The organism is Roseicitreum antarcticum (assembly GCF_014681765.1).
Taxonomy (GTDB): Bacteria; Pseudomonadota; Alphaproteobacteria; order Rhodobacterales; family Rhodobacteraceae; genus Roseicitreum; species Roseicitreum antarcticum.
Map to the genome: position 1 here is coordinate 2575052 of NZ_CP061498.1, position 14025 is coordinate 2589076.

Sequence of the window (14025 nt, forward strand, 5' to 3'; positions counted from 1 at the left end):
CAGCGATCAGAACGGCAGCGGCTGACCGTTTGCCAGCACGCGGCCATCCTCGGTTACTGTGATCTCGCTGACGTAGTAATCTTCGCCCGCGGCCTGGGCCAGCGCGCCCAGCATCATCTGGCCAAAGAACGCCTGTTCCTGCGGCAGCATGCCCGCCGCCACCAGCGCGTTCATGAAGGATTGCCCGCCGCGCAGTGTCAGGCCCATCCGGCCTTCAGGGCGGGGCATGCCGTCAAACGTGGTCAGGTCGTCATTGTCGAAGGTAAACGCGCCTTCGCCGGTTAATTCGGCGCCGCCGACGCTCATAGCCAACTCATTGATTGCCAGGCTTTCCACCTCGCCGCCCGGCGCTTCACCGTCCATGGCTTCGTCTTCCATGATGTCGGTGTCCCAGCGCCCCATTCCGCTGAGGGCGACGATGATCGACGCCGGATCGCGCGGCACGGCGGCGGATGGGTCGAAGACTGACCAGAATTCATCCCCCAAGGTCACGCCCAACATCCGCAGTCCGGCGCTGAAAGGCACCGCGTCGGGGGTGGCAACCATGGGCATGTCGATGCTGAACGACAACTCGTCCAGTGCGTAATCAATCGGCGCGGGCGACATGGGCGAGGTGCCCTCAATGTCCAGCGCGCTCAGTTCGATGTCCATTGCCATGTTGGTGCCGCCCATCGCGAAACCAAAGCCCGAAGGTCCCATCGAGACATTCCCGGTGCTGGTGCCCATGAAGTCTTCCTGCGCGAAACTGAACTGGCTGCTTTCGCTGCCGACATTGGCATCAAAGGCAAAGCCCGCTTCAAGTGCCGCAGCGGTCAGGGTGTCGCTTTCGCCAACCAGTTGTGCGTTTTCCATCGACGCGGTGACGCCGAACCCGTTGATCTGGCCCTCGAACTGGCCACTCTCTCCCTCGGCTGCGGACCCCGCACCGCTGATAGCGATGGCCCCGACCCTTGAATCCGAGGTGAAGCCCACACCCTCATTCAGCGTCAGCACGCTGTCCTCTGCCAGATCGGCAAATGACATTTCAAAGCTGACATCCTTCGCCACGCCGTCTTGGGTCAGCGATTCCAGCGTCAGTACGATCTCGTCCGAGCGTGAGGCGAATGCCATCTGTTCGGGGGCGCCGGTCGCCGTGATCTGTGTATTGCTCAGGTCCAGACGCAGGGTCGCATCGGTCGCGGGCACGAAGGGCCGTGCCTCGGATGTGCTGCGAATGTCGCCGGTTTCCGACATGGTGATGGTGACGCTATCTGCATCGACCTGCTGAAGACGCATTTCGGGGATGCTGAATACCGTGCGTGTTCCATCGGCGTCCGAGGTCATGGTTACCGCAGTCAATACCAGCGTGTCGCCTTCGACCAGTGCGGTTTCTGCGGCCGCCAACTGGTCGAATGCCAGGCTCCATTCCCGCAGGCCCTCCCATACTTGTTTATGGGTCAGATCGGCCAGCGCCGCGCCGCTGCCTGCCAGCGACAGCGCTGCCGCCATGTAAAATACCCGTGCCGTGGTGTTCGTGATGACTTGCATGCAGCCCTCCTGTCTCAATTTGGCGTAAGTGTCCGCCGATGGCGCGCAGGCGTCAAGCGTGGAATGGCTGGTCAGCTTAACAGTGTCGCGATATGCTGCGGGGGCCGGGTGCGGCGTTGGGGCAGTTCGACAATGGAAAATGCCTGAAAACAACGGACTGCGACATAGCCCGTGCCCAAATCGGGAACAAGGGAACTGGAAAATTGGGGGACGTCATGGGCGTGGATCTGACAGCGCTGGCCGGGAAATCCGTGCTGATTACAGGGGCAAGCCGGGGCATTGGTGCCGATGCTGCGCGGGTTTTCGCCGGGGCGGGTGCGCACCTGGGGCTGGTGGGCCGCGCCAGCGCCGCGCTGGACGCTGTGGCGGCTGAAACCGGCGGCAAGGCGCTGATCTGTGACGTGGCCGATTACGCGCAGGTGGCTGCAGCGGTCGACGCTATGGTCGCGGCCCACGGGCGGCTGGATGTGCTGATCAACAATGCGGGCATGATCGACCCGATCTCGATGCTGGCGCAGGCCGACCCCGAGGCGTGGGGCCGCCTGATCGACGTGAACATCAAGGGCGTCTTCCACGGGATGCGCGCTGCGTTGCCGGGGATGATCGCTGCGGGCGGTGGCACCATCATCACCGTCGGGTCAGGTGCGGCCTACAACCCGCTGGAAGGCTGGGGGGCCTATTGTACCTCGAAGGCTGGGGCCTGGATGCTGACCCGCGTCGCGGATGTCGAGGCGCGGGGGGCGGGCATCCGCACCCTCAGCCTGTCACCGGGCACTGTGGCGACCGACATGCAGGCCGCCATCCGCGATAGCGGCATCAATGCGGTCAGCCAGTTGGACTGGTCCGCGCATATTCCGCCGGAATGGCCCGCCCGCGCGCTGGCCTGGATGGCGACGCCCGATGCCGATGACTGGATCGGGCGCGAGGTTTCGCTGCGCGATCCCCTGATCCGAAAGCGGTTGGAGTTGGGTGCGTGATCGAGGTCGGGCGCACCGGCACGCTCTGGACCGTTACGCTGAACCGGCCAGACAAGGCGAATGCCCTGACCCGTGCGGCGCTGGCTGATCTGTTGCAGGTGCTGCAAAGCGCGCACGACCATGCCCTCCGCGCCCTGATTCTGACCGGCAACGGCCCGGTCTTCAGCGCCGGGGCCGATCTGGCCGAGGCAGCCACCGGCCTCGCCACCGACCCCTTGTGGGAAGAGGTGTCGGCCACCCTGGTCGCGCTGCCCTGCCTGACGGTCGCGGCGCTGAACGGCACGCTGGCAGGCGGGGCTTTTGGCATGGCGCTTGCCTGCGACACGCGGTTGGCGGTGCCATCGGCCAAGTTCTTCTACCCGGTGGTGGCGCGCGGGGTGATGCCGCAACCGTCGGATCCCGGGCGCATGGTCGCGCTGATCGGGCCTGCCCGCACGAAACTGCTCCTGCTGGCCGGGCAACGCATCGACGCCGCGCAGGCGCTGGACTGGGGCCTGATCGACGGTATCGCCCCGCCTGACGCGCTGATGGCCGAGGCGCTTGCGCTGTCCACATCGGTGCAGAACGCAGACCCCACGCATCTGGCGGCAATCAAGGCGATGATCCGGTAAGCTGCGGATCCGGCTGACCCGCAGAAGCGCCAGTTCGGGGGGATGCCTGCGGCGATAACGGCCTTTTCCATCAACCCGCCGCTTGCTAGAACGCCGGGTATGAACCCTGTTGCCCGCCTTTGTTCCGGCCTGTTGCTGGCCCTCGTCCTTGCCGCGACCAGCGTGTCGATGGCGGTTGCGCGTCAGCAAGCGGCGGCTGGCATGACGGTGGTGATCTGTACCTCGGTGGGGTTAGAGACGATCACGCTGGACGCCGACGGCAATCCGGTCGGCCCCGTGCATCTGTGCCCGCTGTGCCTTGCCGCTGCCGATCTGCCGCCCGGCACCGTCCTGGGCGCGGTGGGTGAAAGCCGCCTGATCGGCGTGATGCAGCCACCGCCGGGCGCGTTCACCGGCTTCAGCCGCGCGTTTTGCGACCTGCGCGCCCGCGCGCCCCCTGTCAGCGGTTTTGCATGAACCGACTTGAACGAACAAATAGCTGACAGGATGAATACAATGCTACGATCTGCACTTCTCGCCGCCAGCGCGGCACTTCTTGCGCTGCCCGCGCTGGCCCATGACGGTTTCGCCCTGCGAGACCCCTATATGCGCGTCAGCACACCCATGGCGCAATCCGGTGCGGCCTTCATGGTGATCGAGAATCACCGCGACGTCGATGACCGTCTGATCGGCGCACGCTCGGACGCGGCCGAGAGGGTGGAACTTCATTCTCATATCGAGGATGCGAACGGCGTGATGCGCATGACCGAGCTGGAGGACGGTATCGCCCTCCCGGCAGGTGGGGAACACGCCATGGCCCGTGGCGGCGACCATGTGATGTTCATGGGGCTGACCGAATCCCTGTCACATGGCGACGTGGTAAATGTGACGCTGGTGTTCGAGACATTCGGCGAAGTCAGCTTCGACATCCCCGTCGATCTGGAGCGGACGCCCGATGCCCCGACCATGCAGCCTGAAGCCATGCATTCCGGTGGACATTCAGGGCACAATTGACGCGCAACGCACCTTTCCCGGCGGTCCGCATTGGCCCGCCGGGTAGCGCCCCTGCATCAGGGGCGGCGCATTTTCTGGGATCAGCCAAGGTTGCTCAGTCGGCGCGCATCAACCCGCGCAGCGTGCTTCAGCCAGATCGCCAAAGGCGCGGTAGCGTGCCCAAAGCTCATTATCACGGGTGGTTTTCGACATGCGCACATCCTGTGCGCGTTGCGGATCGGAAAAGAACCGCGCGACCTGGCGTTGTTCCGACCGGGTCAGCGTCATGTCAGCGATTGAATCGATGCACCGGCAGAGCGCGCGGTGCGCCTGCGGCCGCTCCGAACTGTTGCAGGCGTTCTCGATTGGCCCGGCGGCGGCAAAAGTTGGGGCCATCGCCGCGCTAAGCGTTGCAAATGTAACTGCAAGGATATGGTTTTTCATGTCTGCCTCAGGTTTGCGATGTGGTGGTTTGCCCACCATCTTCGGGGAGTAACGTTAACAGATCATATGCGAATATGGGGAAAACCGCCACTGATTCTGCGCCAGCTGTACAGCGGTGCGCATCATCCGGCCTGGTATGGTGCTGAACGGGGCAGAAACCCGCGGCCAAACCGGTGTTTGAGGTGCGAAGCTTCCCAGCATCTACCCTGCGATTCGCAGGCAAACGGCAGCGCGGAACCCGCTTTCCGGGTTGCAAAACGTTTTTCAGGGGCTTATCTGCCGAGATGAGAGGTTGGCGCGGGCGAATGCCTTGTGAACCCGGTCAGGTCCGGAAGGAAGCAGCCGCAGCAATTATCATTCGGGTCGCTGTCCAGCCTCTCACCCTGCTCTCCCCCCTATCCTTTAGCGTACCCGCTGCAGCGCATCGGTCAGTTCGGCGAACAGCGTCGCGCGTTCCCCGGGGCTGAGGAACGCACCCAATTCCACGATCCGCCCGGTTCCAGCCTCTGCGCCCCGCAGCGTGATGTAGTTTTCCACCGGCCCGCCGTCGGGTTGCAGGCGCAGCTGCACCCAATAGGGGTTGGCGCGCCAGCTTTGATCGGGGCCGCGCGGATTATGGCGTGTCAGGTCCAGGGTCTGGCGTGTCAGCAGCAGCACTTCGGACAGCTGCCCGTCGCGGGTGTTGCGCTCCAACGCGTACCACATCCCCCATATCGCCAGCGCGAAGAACGGCAAGATACCCCATAGCACCGGCGTGCCCAGAAGGGCGATCAACGGCAGCGCAAACAGGATGCAGGTACCTGCCATGAAGGCGACAAACCCCCGCGCAGGTAGCGACCGATGCGGCCACAGCCGAACCGCATAGCTTTGGTCATCGCAAAAAGCCCCGGACGCATCCGGGGCTTTTGCAGGCTTTTTCCATTCAACTGGCATGGGGTCGCAGATCCAGATGCGCTTAATGCGCGGGTTGCTTGTCCCAGTCCGAGCGCTTCGGCAGGGTCTCGAACGTATGCTCGGGCGGCGGGTTGGACAGGGTCCATTCCAGCGTGTCCGCGTGTTCGTTCCAGTAGTTGTTTTCCGTGATCCGCTTGCCGTGCCGGATGGTGTAATAGACCACCCCGATGAAGAACAGGAAGGAACCAAAAGACAGGAAGGCACCGAGGGACGAGACGTAGTTCCACAGCGCATAGGCTTCCGGATAGTCGATATACCGGCGTGGCATGCCCTGACGGCCCAGGAAGTGCTGCGGGAAGAACGTCAGGTTGGCCCCGATGAACATGGCCCAGAAGTGCAGCTTGCCTGCCCATTCGGGGTACTGGCGGCCCGACATCTTGCCGATCCAGTAGTAGATCCCCGCGAACAGCGCGAAGACCGCCCCAAGGCTCATCACATAGTGGAAGTGCGCCACAACGTAATAGGTGTCATGGTACAGCCGGTCCACGGGTGCCTGGCTCAGCACGATGCCGGTCACGCCACCCACGGTGAACAGGAACAGGAAGCCAAACGCCCAGAGCATGGGCGTCTTGAACTCGATCGACCCGCCCCACATCGTGGCGATCCAGCTGAAGATCTTCACGCCGGTGGGCACTGCGATCGTCATGGTCGCCACCATGAAATAGGTTTGCTGGCTCAGCGACATGCCCACGGTGTACATGTGGTGCGCCCATACCACGAAGCCCAGCACCCCGATGGCCACCATCGCATAGACCATCGGCAGGTAGCCGAAGATCGGCTTGCGCGCGAAAGTCGCGATGACATGGCTGATGATGCCGAAGCCCGGGATGATGATGATATACACCTCAGGGTGCCCAAAGAACCACAGGATGTGCTGGTACAGCACCGGGTCGCCGCCACCTGCAGGGTCAAAGAACGTGGTGCCGAAGTTCCTGTCGGTCAGCAGCATGGTGATCGCGCCGGCCAGAACGGGCAGGGCCAGCAGGATCATCCAGGCCGTGATGAAGATCGACCAGGCAAACAGCGGCACTTTGTGCAGCGTCATGCCGGGGGCGCGCATGTTCAGGAATGTGGTGATGATGTTGATCGCACCGAGGATGGACGACGCACCCGATACGTGAACGGCAAAGATGGCAAGGTCCATCGACAGGCCGGATTCGCGCACCGAAAGCGGCGGGTAAAGCACCCAGCCCACGCCCGACCCCAGTTGGCCGTTGCCGCCGGGTGAAAGGACGGATGCAATGGCCAGCGCCGAGCCTGCGACATACAGCCAGTAGGACAGGTTGTTCAGCCGCGGAAACGCCATGTCCGGCGCGCCGATGTGCAGCGGCATGAAATAGTTGCCGAAACCGCCGAATAGCGCCGGGATGACGACGAAGAACATCATCAAGATGCCGTGCGCGGTGACGATCACGTTCCAGATATGGCCGTTGGGCGTACAATCGCCCGCTGCGGCGGCGGTGACACGCGCGCCTTCCATGCACATGTACTGCACACCCGGCTCCATCAGTTCCATACGCATGTAGACCGTGAAGGCTACTGCGATGAACCCGACGATGCCGGAGGTGAAGAGATAAAGGATACCGATATCCTTGTGGTTTGTAGACATGAACCAGCGTGTGAAGAACCCGCGGGTATCTTCATGTCCGTGGCCATGAGTGGCTGCGTCGGCCATTGTCGTCTCCCGTTCCCTTGTATTCCTTTTGGGAATCTGCCGGGCACGCGCGTGCCGTTGTCAGCAGTTTCACTTGCGTTTTAGAATACGGATGTGACCACGGCAATGCAGTTGATGTCGCAGTCGGACAAAAAATTGATCCAGATCAAGGCGGGCCGATTCGATAATTCAACGCCGGGGCCTCAGGCGGGCTCCCGTGCCGACGGGCGCGCGGCCTCGCCAAAGATCTGGTCAAAATTCCGGCGCAGCGCCACGTCAAGATCGTCCATACCGACCGGCAGCCCCAGATCGACCAGCGATGTCACCCCGTGTTCCGCAATCCCGCAAGGTACGATGCCGTCGAAATGGCTCAGGTCGGGTTCGACATTGATGGAAATGCCGTGGAAGCTGACCCAGCGGCGCAGCTTCACACCGATGGCGGCGATCTTCTCGTCGCGCGGGCTGCCGTCGGGATTGCGCGGCTTGTCAGGCCGCGTCACCCAGACGCCGACACGGCCGGCGCGGCGTTCGGCGCTCAGGTTGAAATCGCCCAGCGTCGCGATGACCCAAGCTTCCAACTGGTTGACGAAACAGCGAATATCGCGGCCACGTTTGTTGAGGTCCAGCATGATGTAGGCAACGCGCTGGCCGGGGCCATGGTACGTGTACTGCCCGCCGCGTCCGACGTGATGCACCGGAAAACGCCCCGGGTCGGTCAGGTCGCGGGCCTTTGCGCTGGTGCCCGCAGTATACAGCGGCGGATGCTCCAGCAGCCAGATCGCCTCGGGTGCGTGGCCTGCTGCGATCTCGGCGACCCGTGCCTCCATCGCAGCCAACGTTTCGGTGTATCCGGCAAGGCCGGGAAGCGTGGTCCATTGCGGCACCGCATCCTCCTGTTAAGCGAGCAGCCAGAAAATTGCGCTGCCTGCGAAATAATTCGTATCTTTTTGTGGCCCCTTGGGTAACATTTACGTCACTCGTTTTTTTGGCAGCGATTTTTTGGCGATGTTTCGGAGGGTAATATGGCGTTCAAGAAGGTATTCACATTTCTGACGGCGGCAAGTCTGCTGGTCGCTCCGGCGCATCAGGCCGCAGCCCAGGATGGTTTCGTCGGCGGTATTATCGGTGGAATCATCGGCGGCGCAATCGCCAATGACCAGCGTCGCCGCACCACCCAGCAGACTGTGCGCCGTACCGTGCCGGGCGCTACATCCGCGCAGCGCGAGCAAAACCGCGGCGTACAAACCGCGCTGAACCTTTTCGGCTTCAACGTCGGCACGCCGGACGGGTCCATCGGTCCACGCTCACGCGCGGGGATTTCACAGTACCAGGCGTTCCTCGGCTATGCCGCCACCGGCCAGATTACGGATATCGAGCGCAATATCCTGACAACCGCGCATCAGCGCGCCATCATGGGTGGCCCGATCGTATCTCAGACGATCAGCACCCATCCGCAGGGCATGCGCGGCATGCTGCTGTTGCAGCGTGATGAGATGATGGGCCACAGCCCAGCGCGCTCGGCTGGTAATTACGGCCTGCCCGCCGAGGTTGCGGCCGCAGTCGATGAGATCGCGCGCAGCTCCGACCCCACGGCGTCGCAATTGGTGGAACGATCGGGCTTCATCCAACTGGCCGACATCAACAGCGACGGGCGGACGGACTATATCCTGGATACTTCGGTGACCGGCAGCGCGTTCTGGTGCAACGCGCAGGCCTGCACCGTGCGGGTTTTCGCCTCAACGCCCGATGGCTATGCGCGTAACGATTTCCAGGCCTTCAATGCGACGCCTGCCATGTTCACCTGCCAGCGCGGCGATTGTTCCATGTCGGGCGCCATCAACGCGCCCGCGACCGTAGCGGTGGCAGCGCCTGTGGCGCCGTCGGGCGGGGCGGTGACATTGCCCGTCGCCTCGGCGCAGCCCGTGGTCTCCAACCCAGGCGCGGCGACCTCCCCCGCCATGCCGAATTTCTTTGGCGGAGCGGCGGCGGCACCCTCACTCGCATCGCATTGCAACCGTACCAGCCTGGCAACCACCAACAACGGCGGCTACACCACGGTGGCAAACCTGACCGATCCGCGCCTCGCGCTGAGCGAGCAGTTCTGCCTTGCCCGCACGTATGCCATCGCGGAAGGGGAAGAGCTTGCCCAGCAAGTGCCCGGCGTCACGCCGCAGCAGATCAGCGCGCAATGCGATGCCTTCGGCCCGTCACTCAAACCCTTCGCCGCAGCAATGTCCTTGCAAGAGCCCGCTGATGTGCTGCGCGATGTCAGCGACTTTGCCTTGCAGACGGGGATGAGCCCTGCACAGCTGTCCGGTACCGCAAAGATCTGCCTGTCCGCAGGCTACCGCGGCGACAATATGGACGTTGCCATCGGGTCGGGCCTGTTGCTGGTGGCCTTGGGCGAACCCGTTTATGCGGAACTGATGGGCCACCATCTGGCGCAAGGTTTTGGCGCGAACACCCGGTTGGATCTGGCAAAGATCTGGTTTTCCACCGGGCTGGGCAGCGGCCAGCGCGCCGTTTATGCCGCCGGTCAGCCTGACCGGGACGCGCTGATCCATCAGGCGGTTCTGGCGCTGGATGGCGGCGCGATGCCGCCGGTGCCCCTGACTCCGGTGGCCCCCGCAGTGCCGGTGTTCAACCTGATTCCGGCACAATAGCCAGCGTCTGCGCAACGCCTTCCGACCCCGCCCCGGGCAGCGTCCCGGCGGCGGGGTTTTTCATGCGTGTGCCCCCCCCCCGCGCCGTCCGTACAACCTGGCATTTTGGGGTGTTTTTCCTCTTCCCTTCGCGGGCGTTGCAGTCTAATACGCGAAATGTCGCGTCTTGTGCGGTCGTGGCGGAATGGTAGACGCGCAGCGTTGAGGTCGCTGTGGGGTAACTCCCGTGGAAGTTCGAGTCTTCTCGACCGCACCACCCGGCTTTTTTGAACATTTCAGGCCCCGGCCACCCTTGGCCAGCACCGGAAACCAGCGGTTTTCCGGCGCTTTTTGCATGTGCGGTGCGGTTCACCCCGGGACACTGGCCCTGATCGCCCGCGCTATTCAACAATTTTTCCCTGCATTTGCCGAAATTACAGGCTGAATCGTTGCATTTCCCCAAGTCATGTCCTGAAACCGACAAGAGGGTTGCAATAAAGCGACCAGTCCGCTTTATTTTAACCAACAAGTGCAGAAAATCTGCCGAAACACGGGGAGATAAGCGTGGGCCTAGACAGCCAAAACGACGGTTTCGTCGTATTTGATCGCGTGCAAAAAAGCTACGATGGAGAGACACTGGTCGTTAAGGACCTGAACCTGAGCATAGGTAAAGGCGAATTCATGACCATGCTTGGACCGTCGGGGTCCGGCAAAACCACCTGCCTGATGATGCTGGCAGGCTTCGAGACCGCCACCTTTGGCGAGATCACGCTGGACGGGCGGCCGATCAACAACATTCCGCCGCACAAGCGCGGCATCGGGATGGTCTTTCAGAATTATGCCCTGTTTCCGCACATGACCGTCGGGGAGAACCTTTCGTTCCCCCTTGAGGTGCGCGGCATGGGCAAGGCCGAACGTGAGAAGAAGGTGCAGCGCGCCCTCGACATGGTGCAGATGGGCTCGTTCACCGGACGGCGGCCCGCACAGCTTTCGGGTGGTCAGCAACAGCGCATTGCCTTGGCCCGCGCACTGGTGTTCGAACCCGAGGTCATCTTGATGGATGAACCGTTGGGCGCGCTCGACAAGAACCTGCGCGAGCGCATGCAATATGAGATCAAGCACATCCATGCCAATCTGGGCGTCACTGTGGTCTATGTGACCCATGACCAGTCAGAGGCGCTGACGATGTCTGATCGTGTTGCTGTCTTCGATGATGGTCGTATCCAGCAGCTTGCGTCCCCCGATGACCTTTATGAGCGGCCTGAAAATGCCTTCGTTGCCGCCTTCATCGGCGAGAACAACACCCTGCGCGGCAAGGTCAGCGGCATCGACGGCGAAATCTGCCATGTGAAGCTGAAAGACGGCTCCATGGTAAAATCCCTGCGCGTCAACGTGGAAGGTGACGGCGTGGAGACAACGCTTTCGCTGCGCCCTGAACGCGTTACCATCAGCCCGGCCGAGGGCAGCGCCGACAACATTTTTGGCGCCGAGGTCAAGGAACTGATTTATCTGGGCGATCATATCCGGGTGCGCATGGACGTTTGCGGCAACGACGAATTTGTCGTGAAGATCCCGAATGCCACCGGCAACCGCCGGCTGAAGGTGGGCGAAAAGCTCAACATCGGCTGGGCGTATCAGGATTGTCGCGCGCTTGATCCATCCTGAATGGTATCGCGCGCTTCATGAAGGCCAACCGCCCATCCGGGCTGTCGGCACTGTCAAACAGCAACAATACTGTGCTGAAAAAACACCAACTGAGGAGTGTTCTATGAAAACCAATCTGTTGAAAATCGTAGGGACCGGTAGTGCGGTCAGCCTGCTGGCCATGTCCGCCGCCACTGCGCAAGACATGGAAGGTTCGCTGACCATCGTTTCCTGGGGCGGGGCCTATACAGCAAGCCAGCAGCGCGCCTATCACGAACCCTACACTGAGATGAACCCCGACGTGACCATCATCAACGACGATGGTTCGGCGAACGCACTGGCGGGTCTGCGTGCGCAGTCGCAGGCAGGCAATGTCACCTGGGACCTGGTCGACATGCTGCCCTCTGACGCGCAGTTGGCGTGTGACGAAGGTATCATCATGCAGATCGACCATGATGAAATGCTGGCTGCTGCCCCCGATGGCACACCCGCCAGCGAAGACTTCCTGCCCGGCAGCCTGGGTGAGTGCTTCATCCCGCAGATCGTGTATTCCACCGTTCTGACCTTCAACTCCGAGATGTTCCCGGAAGACAATCAGCCCGAGACCATCGAAGACCTCTTCGACGTGGAAAACTTCCCCGGTCGTCGTGCGCTTCAGGACCGTCCGGGCACCAACCTGGAATGGGCGCTGTATGCCGATGGCGTCGCACTTGAAGACATCTATGATGTCCTGTCCACCCCCGAAGGTGTTGACCGCGCATTTGCCAAGCTGGACACGATCAAGGAACACCTGATCTTCTGGACCGAAGGCGCACAGGCCCCGCAGCTGCTGGCCGACAAGGAAGTGTCCTTCACCACCGGCTACAACGGTCGTATCTTTGATGCCGCCGCCGTCGAAGGCCAGCCGTTCGAGATCATCTGGGATGGTCAGATCGTCGAATGGGACGGTTGGGTTGTGCCCACCGGTGGCCCGAATGTCGATCTGGTGATGGATTACCTGCACTTCGCCACTGACACCCAGCGTCTGGCGGATCAGGCGAAGTACATTTCCTACGGTCCGGCACGCGCATCGTCAGCACCGCTGGTTGGTGAGCACGCTGATCTGGGTATCGACATGAATTCCCACATGCCGACCAACCCCGACAACTACTATGCCCCGATCGTCCTGAACAACGACTTCTGGACCGATTATGGCGACGAGTTGCGTGAGCGGTTTGCAAACTGGATGCTCCAGTAATCTGCTGAAAAGAAACGAAAAAGGCGGGGGCGTAAAGCGCCCTCGCCGCTTGAACCGGGCAGGATAGGGGTTTCGCATGGCTTCGACGGATTTGACCATGGACAGCGCCGGGCGGATGATTACCGCCGACGGGATACCGCTGAAACGCAGTCTTGAACGGGCAGAGCGTAAGCGCAAAGTGATGGCGCTGGCCTTGGTCGCGCCACTGCTTTTGTTCCTGGCGGTCACGTTTATCTACCCGATCGCCCAGATGATGTTCCGCTCGGTTGATAACCCGCAGGTGATCGAGGCGCTGCCGCGCACGTTGGAGGCGCTTGAAACCTGGGACGGCAATGATCTGCCGGGCGAGGCGGTCTATGCCGCCTTGGCTGCCGACATGATCGCCGACGACCAGATCGAAGACCGCCGCGACCAGAAAATTGGCCCGCTTGCCGTTCGTCTGAACTATGAGATCAGCGCCGCGCGCGGTGCCATCAGCCGAACCTCCCGCGATGTCGAAGATTTCGAAGCGCCGTTCAAGGAAGACTTCCTGGAAGCGCACCGCCTTTGGGGCAATCCCGAATTGTGGCGGATCATCGAGCGTGAAGGCCGACCCCTCACCGCGTCCTACTACGTTTCGGCGCTGGACCGCCAATACAATGCCGAGGGCGAGATCGTTCAGCGCGATGAGAACCGCCAGATCTATGTGTCCCTTTTTGGCCGTACCCTGATGCTCAGCCTTGGTATCACCGCGCTGACCTTCCTGTTGGGCTTTCCCATCGCCTATTACATGTCGATCATGCCGATGCGGCGCGCCAACCTGCTGATGATCTGCGTGCTGTTGCCTTTCTGGACATCGCTTCTGGTGCGCACCACCAGTTGGATCGTCCTGTTGCAACAGCAGGGTGTTATCAACGACATCCTCGTTAACATTGGCCTTCTAAGCGATGGTAATCGGCTGGAGCTGATGTACAACATGACGGGCACGATCATCGCCATGACGCATATCTTGTTGCCCTTCATGGTGTTGCCTCTTTATTCCGTGATGCGCACCATCCCGCCCAGTTATCTGCGCGCCGCGAAAAGCCTTGGCGCCCGCCCATCGACCGCGTTCCGCCGGGTGTATTTCCCGCAGACCCTGCCGGGGATCGGCGCGGGTGGCGTGCTCGTGTTCATCATCTCGGTCGGTTATTACATCACACCGGCGCTGGTCGGTGGCCAGTCCGGGCGCATGATCTCGAACGAAATTGCGCGTCACATGCAGGAATCGCTGAACTGGGGGCTCGCCGCCGCGTTGGGGACGATGCTGCTGATCGGGGTTCTGGCGCTCTATTGGCTGTATAACCGGCTGGTCGGTTCCGACAGCCTGAAATTCGGATAAGGG

The 14025-nt window shown here is 61.9% G+C and carries 13 protein-coding genes, 1 tRNA gene and 1 other RNA gene; 10 read left to right on the forward strand and 5 right to left on the reverse strand.

What is annotated here, in order from left to right:
• Window positions 1–6: 6 nt before the first annotated feature.
• Window positions 7–1527, reverse strand: coding sequence for a DUF2125 domain-containing protein (locus H9529_RS12325; protein ID WP_092884680.1), 1521 nt, complete (start codon window positions 1525–1527; stop codon window positions 7–9).
• A gap of 215 nt (window positions 1528–1742) precedes the next feature.
• Here H9529_RS12325 and H9529_RS12330 point away from each other — a divergent pair, with 215 nt between their 5' ends.
• From H9529_RS12330 to H9529_RS12345, 4 genes are all read left to right on the forward strand, one after another.
• Window positions 1743–2504, forward strand: coding sequence for an SDR family oxidoreductase (locus H9529_RS12330; protein WP_092885347.1), 762 nt, complete (start codon window positions 1743–1745; stop codon window positions 2502–2504).
• Window positions 2501–3115 (forward strand): enoyl-CoA hydratase/isomerase family protein, encoded by a 615-nt coding sequence (locus tag H9529_RS12335; protein WP_092884682.1) that lies wholly within the window; start codon window positions 2501–2503, stop codon window positions 3113–3115. The genes H9529_RS12330 and H9529_RS12335 overlap by 4 nt, the downstream gene beginning before the upstream one ends.
• 99 nt (window positions 3116–3214) lie before the next feature.
• Window positions 3215–3571 (forward strand): DUF2946 family protein, encoded by a 357-nt coding sequence (locus tag H9529_RS12340; protein WP_092884684.1) that lies wholly within the window; start codon window positions 3215–3217, stop codon window positions 3569–3571.
• Between the two features lie 39 nt (window positions 3572–3610).
• Window positions 3611–4108: a copper chaperone PCu(A)C gene (locus H9529_RS12345; protein WP_092884686.1), complete on the forward strand. Its 498-nt coding sequence runs from the start codon at window positions 3611–3613 to the stop codon at window positions 4106–4108.
• 108 nt (window positions 4109–4216) lie between these two features.
• Here H9529_RS12345 and H9529_RS12350 read toward each other — a convergent pair whose 3' ends face one another.
• Window positions 4217–4531, reverse strand: a complete 315-nt coding sequence (locus H9529_RS12350; protein WP_092884688.1) for a hypothetical protein — start codon at window positions 4529–4531, stop codon at window positions 4217–4219.
• Window positions 4532–4817: 286 nt separating this feature from the next.
• Here H9529_RS12350 and ffs point away from each other — a divergent pair.
• Window positions 4818–4914, forward strand: an RNA gene (gene ffs, locus H9529_RS12355) — signal recognition particle sRNA small type.
• Between the two features lie 19 nt (window positions 4915–4933).
• On the opposite strand, the gene H9529_RS12360 is transcribed toward ffs, so the two are convergent.
• The 3 genes from H9529_RS12360 to lipB form a co-directional block, all read right to left on the reverse strand.
• Window positions 4934–5464, reverse strand: coding sequence for a DUF2244 domain-containing protein (locus tag H9529_RS12360; protein WP_092884690.1), 531 nt, complete (start codon window positions 5462–5464; stop codon window positions 4934–4936).
• Between the two features lie 22 nt (window positions 5465–5486).
• A complete protein-coding gene (ctaD, locus tag H9529_RS12365; protein WP_092884692.1) occupies window positions 5487–7160 on the reverse strand; it encodes a cytochrome c oxidase subunit I in 1674 nt (557 codons plus the stop codon).
• A 182-nt stretch (window positions 7161–7342) separates the two neighbouring features.
• Entirely contained in the window at window positions 7343–8023 is a 681-nt protein-coding gene (lipB, locus tag H9529_RS12370) for a lipoyl(octanoyl) transferase LipB (RefSeq protein WP_092884694.1), read from the reverse strand.
• A 138-nt stretch (window positions 8024–8161) separates the two neighbouring features.
• Here lipB and H9529_RS12375 point away from each other — a divergent pair, with 138 nt between their 5' ends.
• The 5 genes from H9529_RS12375 (at window position 8162) to H9529_RS12395 (ending at window position 14022) form a co-directional block, all read left to right on the forward strand.
• Window positions 8162–9802 (forward strand): peptidoglycan-binding domain-containing protein, encoded by a 1641-nt coding sequence (locus tag H9529_RS12375; RefSeq protein WP_092884696.1) that lies wholly within the window; start codon window positions 8162–8164, stop codon window positions 9800–9802.
• A 170-nt stretch (window positions 9803–9972) separates the two neighbouring features.
• A tRNA-Leu gene (locus H9529_RS12380) sits at window positions 9973–10058 on the forward strand.
• A gap of 287 nt (window positions 10059–10345) precedes the next feature.
• Window positions 10346–11446, forward strand: a complete 1101-nt coding sequence (locus H9529_RS12385) for an ABC transporter ATP-binding protein (protein ID WP_092884698.1) — start codon at window positions 10346–10348, stop codon at window positions 11444–11446.
• 103 nt (window positions 11447–11549) lie between these two features.
• Window positions 11550–12662, forward strand: a complete 1113-nt coding sequence (locus H9529_RS12390) for an ABC transporter substrate-binding protein (protein ID WP_092884700.1) — start codon at window positions 11550–11552, stop codon at window positions 12660–12662.
• Window positions 12663–12738: 76 nt separating this feature from the next.
• Window positions 12739–14022: an ABC transporter permease gene (locus H9529_RS12395; RefSeq protein ID WP_218132083.1), complete on the forward strand. Its 1284-nt coding sequence runs from the start codon at window positions 12739–12741 to the stop codon at window positions 14020–14022.
• Window positions 14023–14025: the final 3 nt, after the last annotated feature.

Coding starts and splice junctions, on each gene's coding strand:
- H9529_RS12325 (WP_092884680.1), bottom strand. CDS start 1,527: ATGCAAGTCATCACGAACACCACGGCACGGGTATTTTACATGGCGGCA.
- H9529_RS12330 (WP_092885347.1), top strand. CDS start 1,743: ATGGGCGTGGATCTGACAGCGCTGGCCGGGAAATCCGTGCTGATTACA.
- H9529_RS12345 (WP_092884686.1), top strand. CDS start 3,611: ATGCTACGATCTGCACTTCTCGCCGCCAGCGCGGCACTTCTTGCGCTG.
- H9529_RS12375 (WP_092884696.1), top strand. CDS start 8,162: ATGGCGTTCAAGAAGGTATTCACATTTCTGACGGCGGCAAGTCTGCTG.
- H9529_RS12395 (WP_218132083.1), top strand. CDS start 12,739: ATGGCTTCGACGGATTTGACCATGGACAGCGCCGGGCGGATGATTACC.
- H9529_RS12350 (WP_092884688.1), bottom strand. CDS start 4,531: ATGAAAAACCATATCCTTGCAGTTACATTTGCAACGCTTAGCGCGGCG.
- H9529_RS12360 (WP_092884690.1), bottom strand. CDS start 5,464: ATGCCAGTTGAATGGAAAAAGCCTGCAAAAGCCCCGGATGCGTCCGGG.
- ctaD (WP_092884692.1), bottom strand. CDS start 7,160: ATGGCCGACGCAGCCACTCATGGCCACGGACATGAAGATACCCGCGGG.
- H9529_RS12340 (WP_092884684.1), top strand. CDS start 3,215: ATGAACCCTGTTGCCCGCCTTTGTTCCGGCCTGTTGCTGGCCCTCGTC.
- H9529_RS12390 (WP_092884700.1), top strand. CDS start 11,550: ATGAAAACCAATCTGTTGAAAATCGTAGGGACCGGTAGTGCGGTCAGC.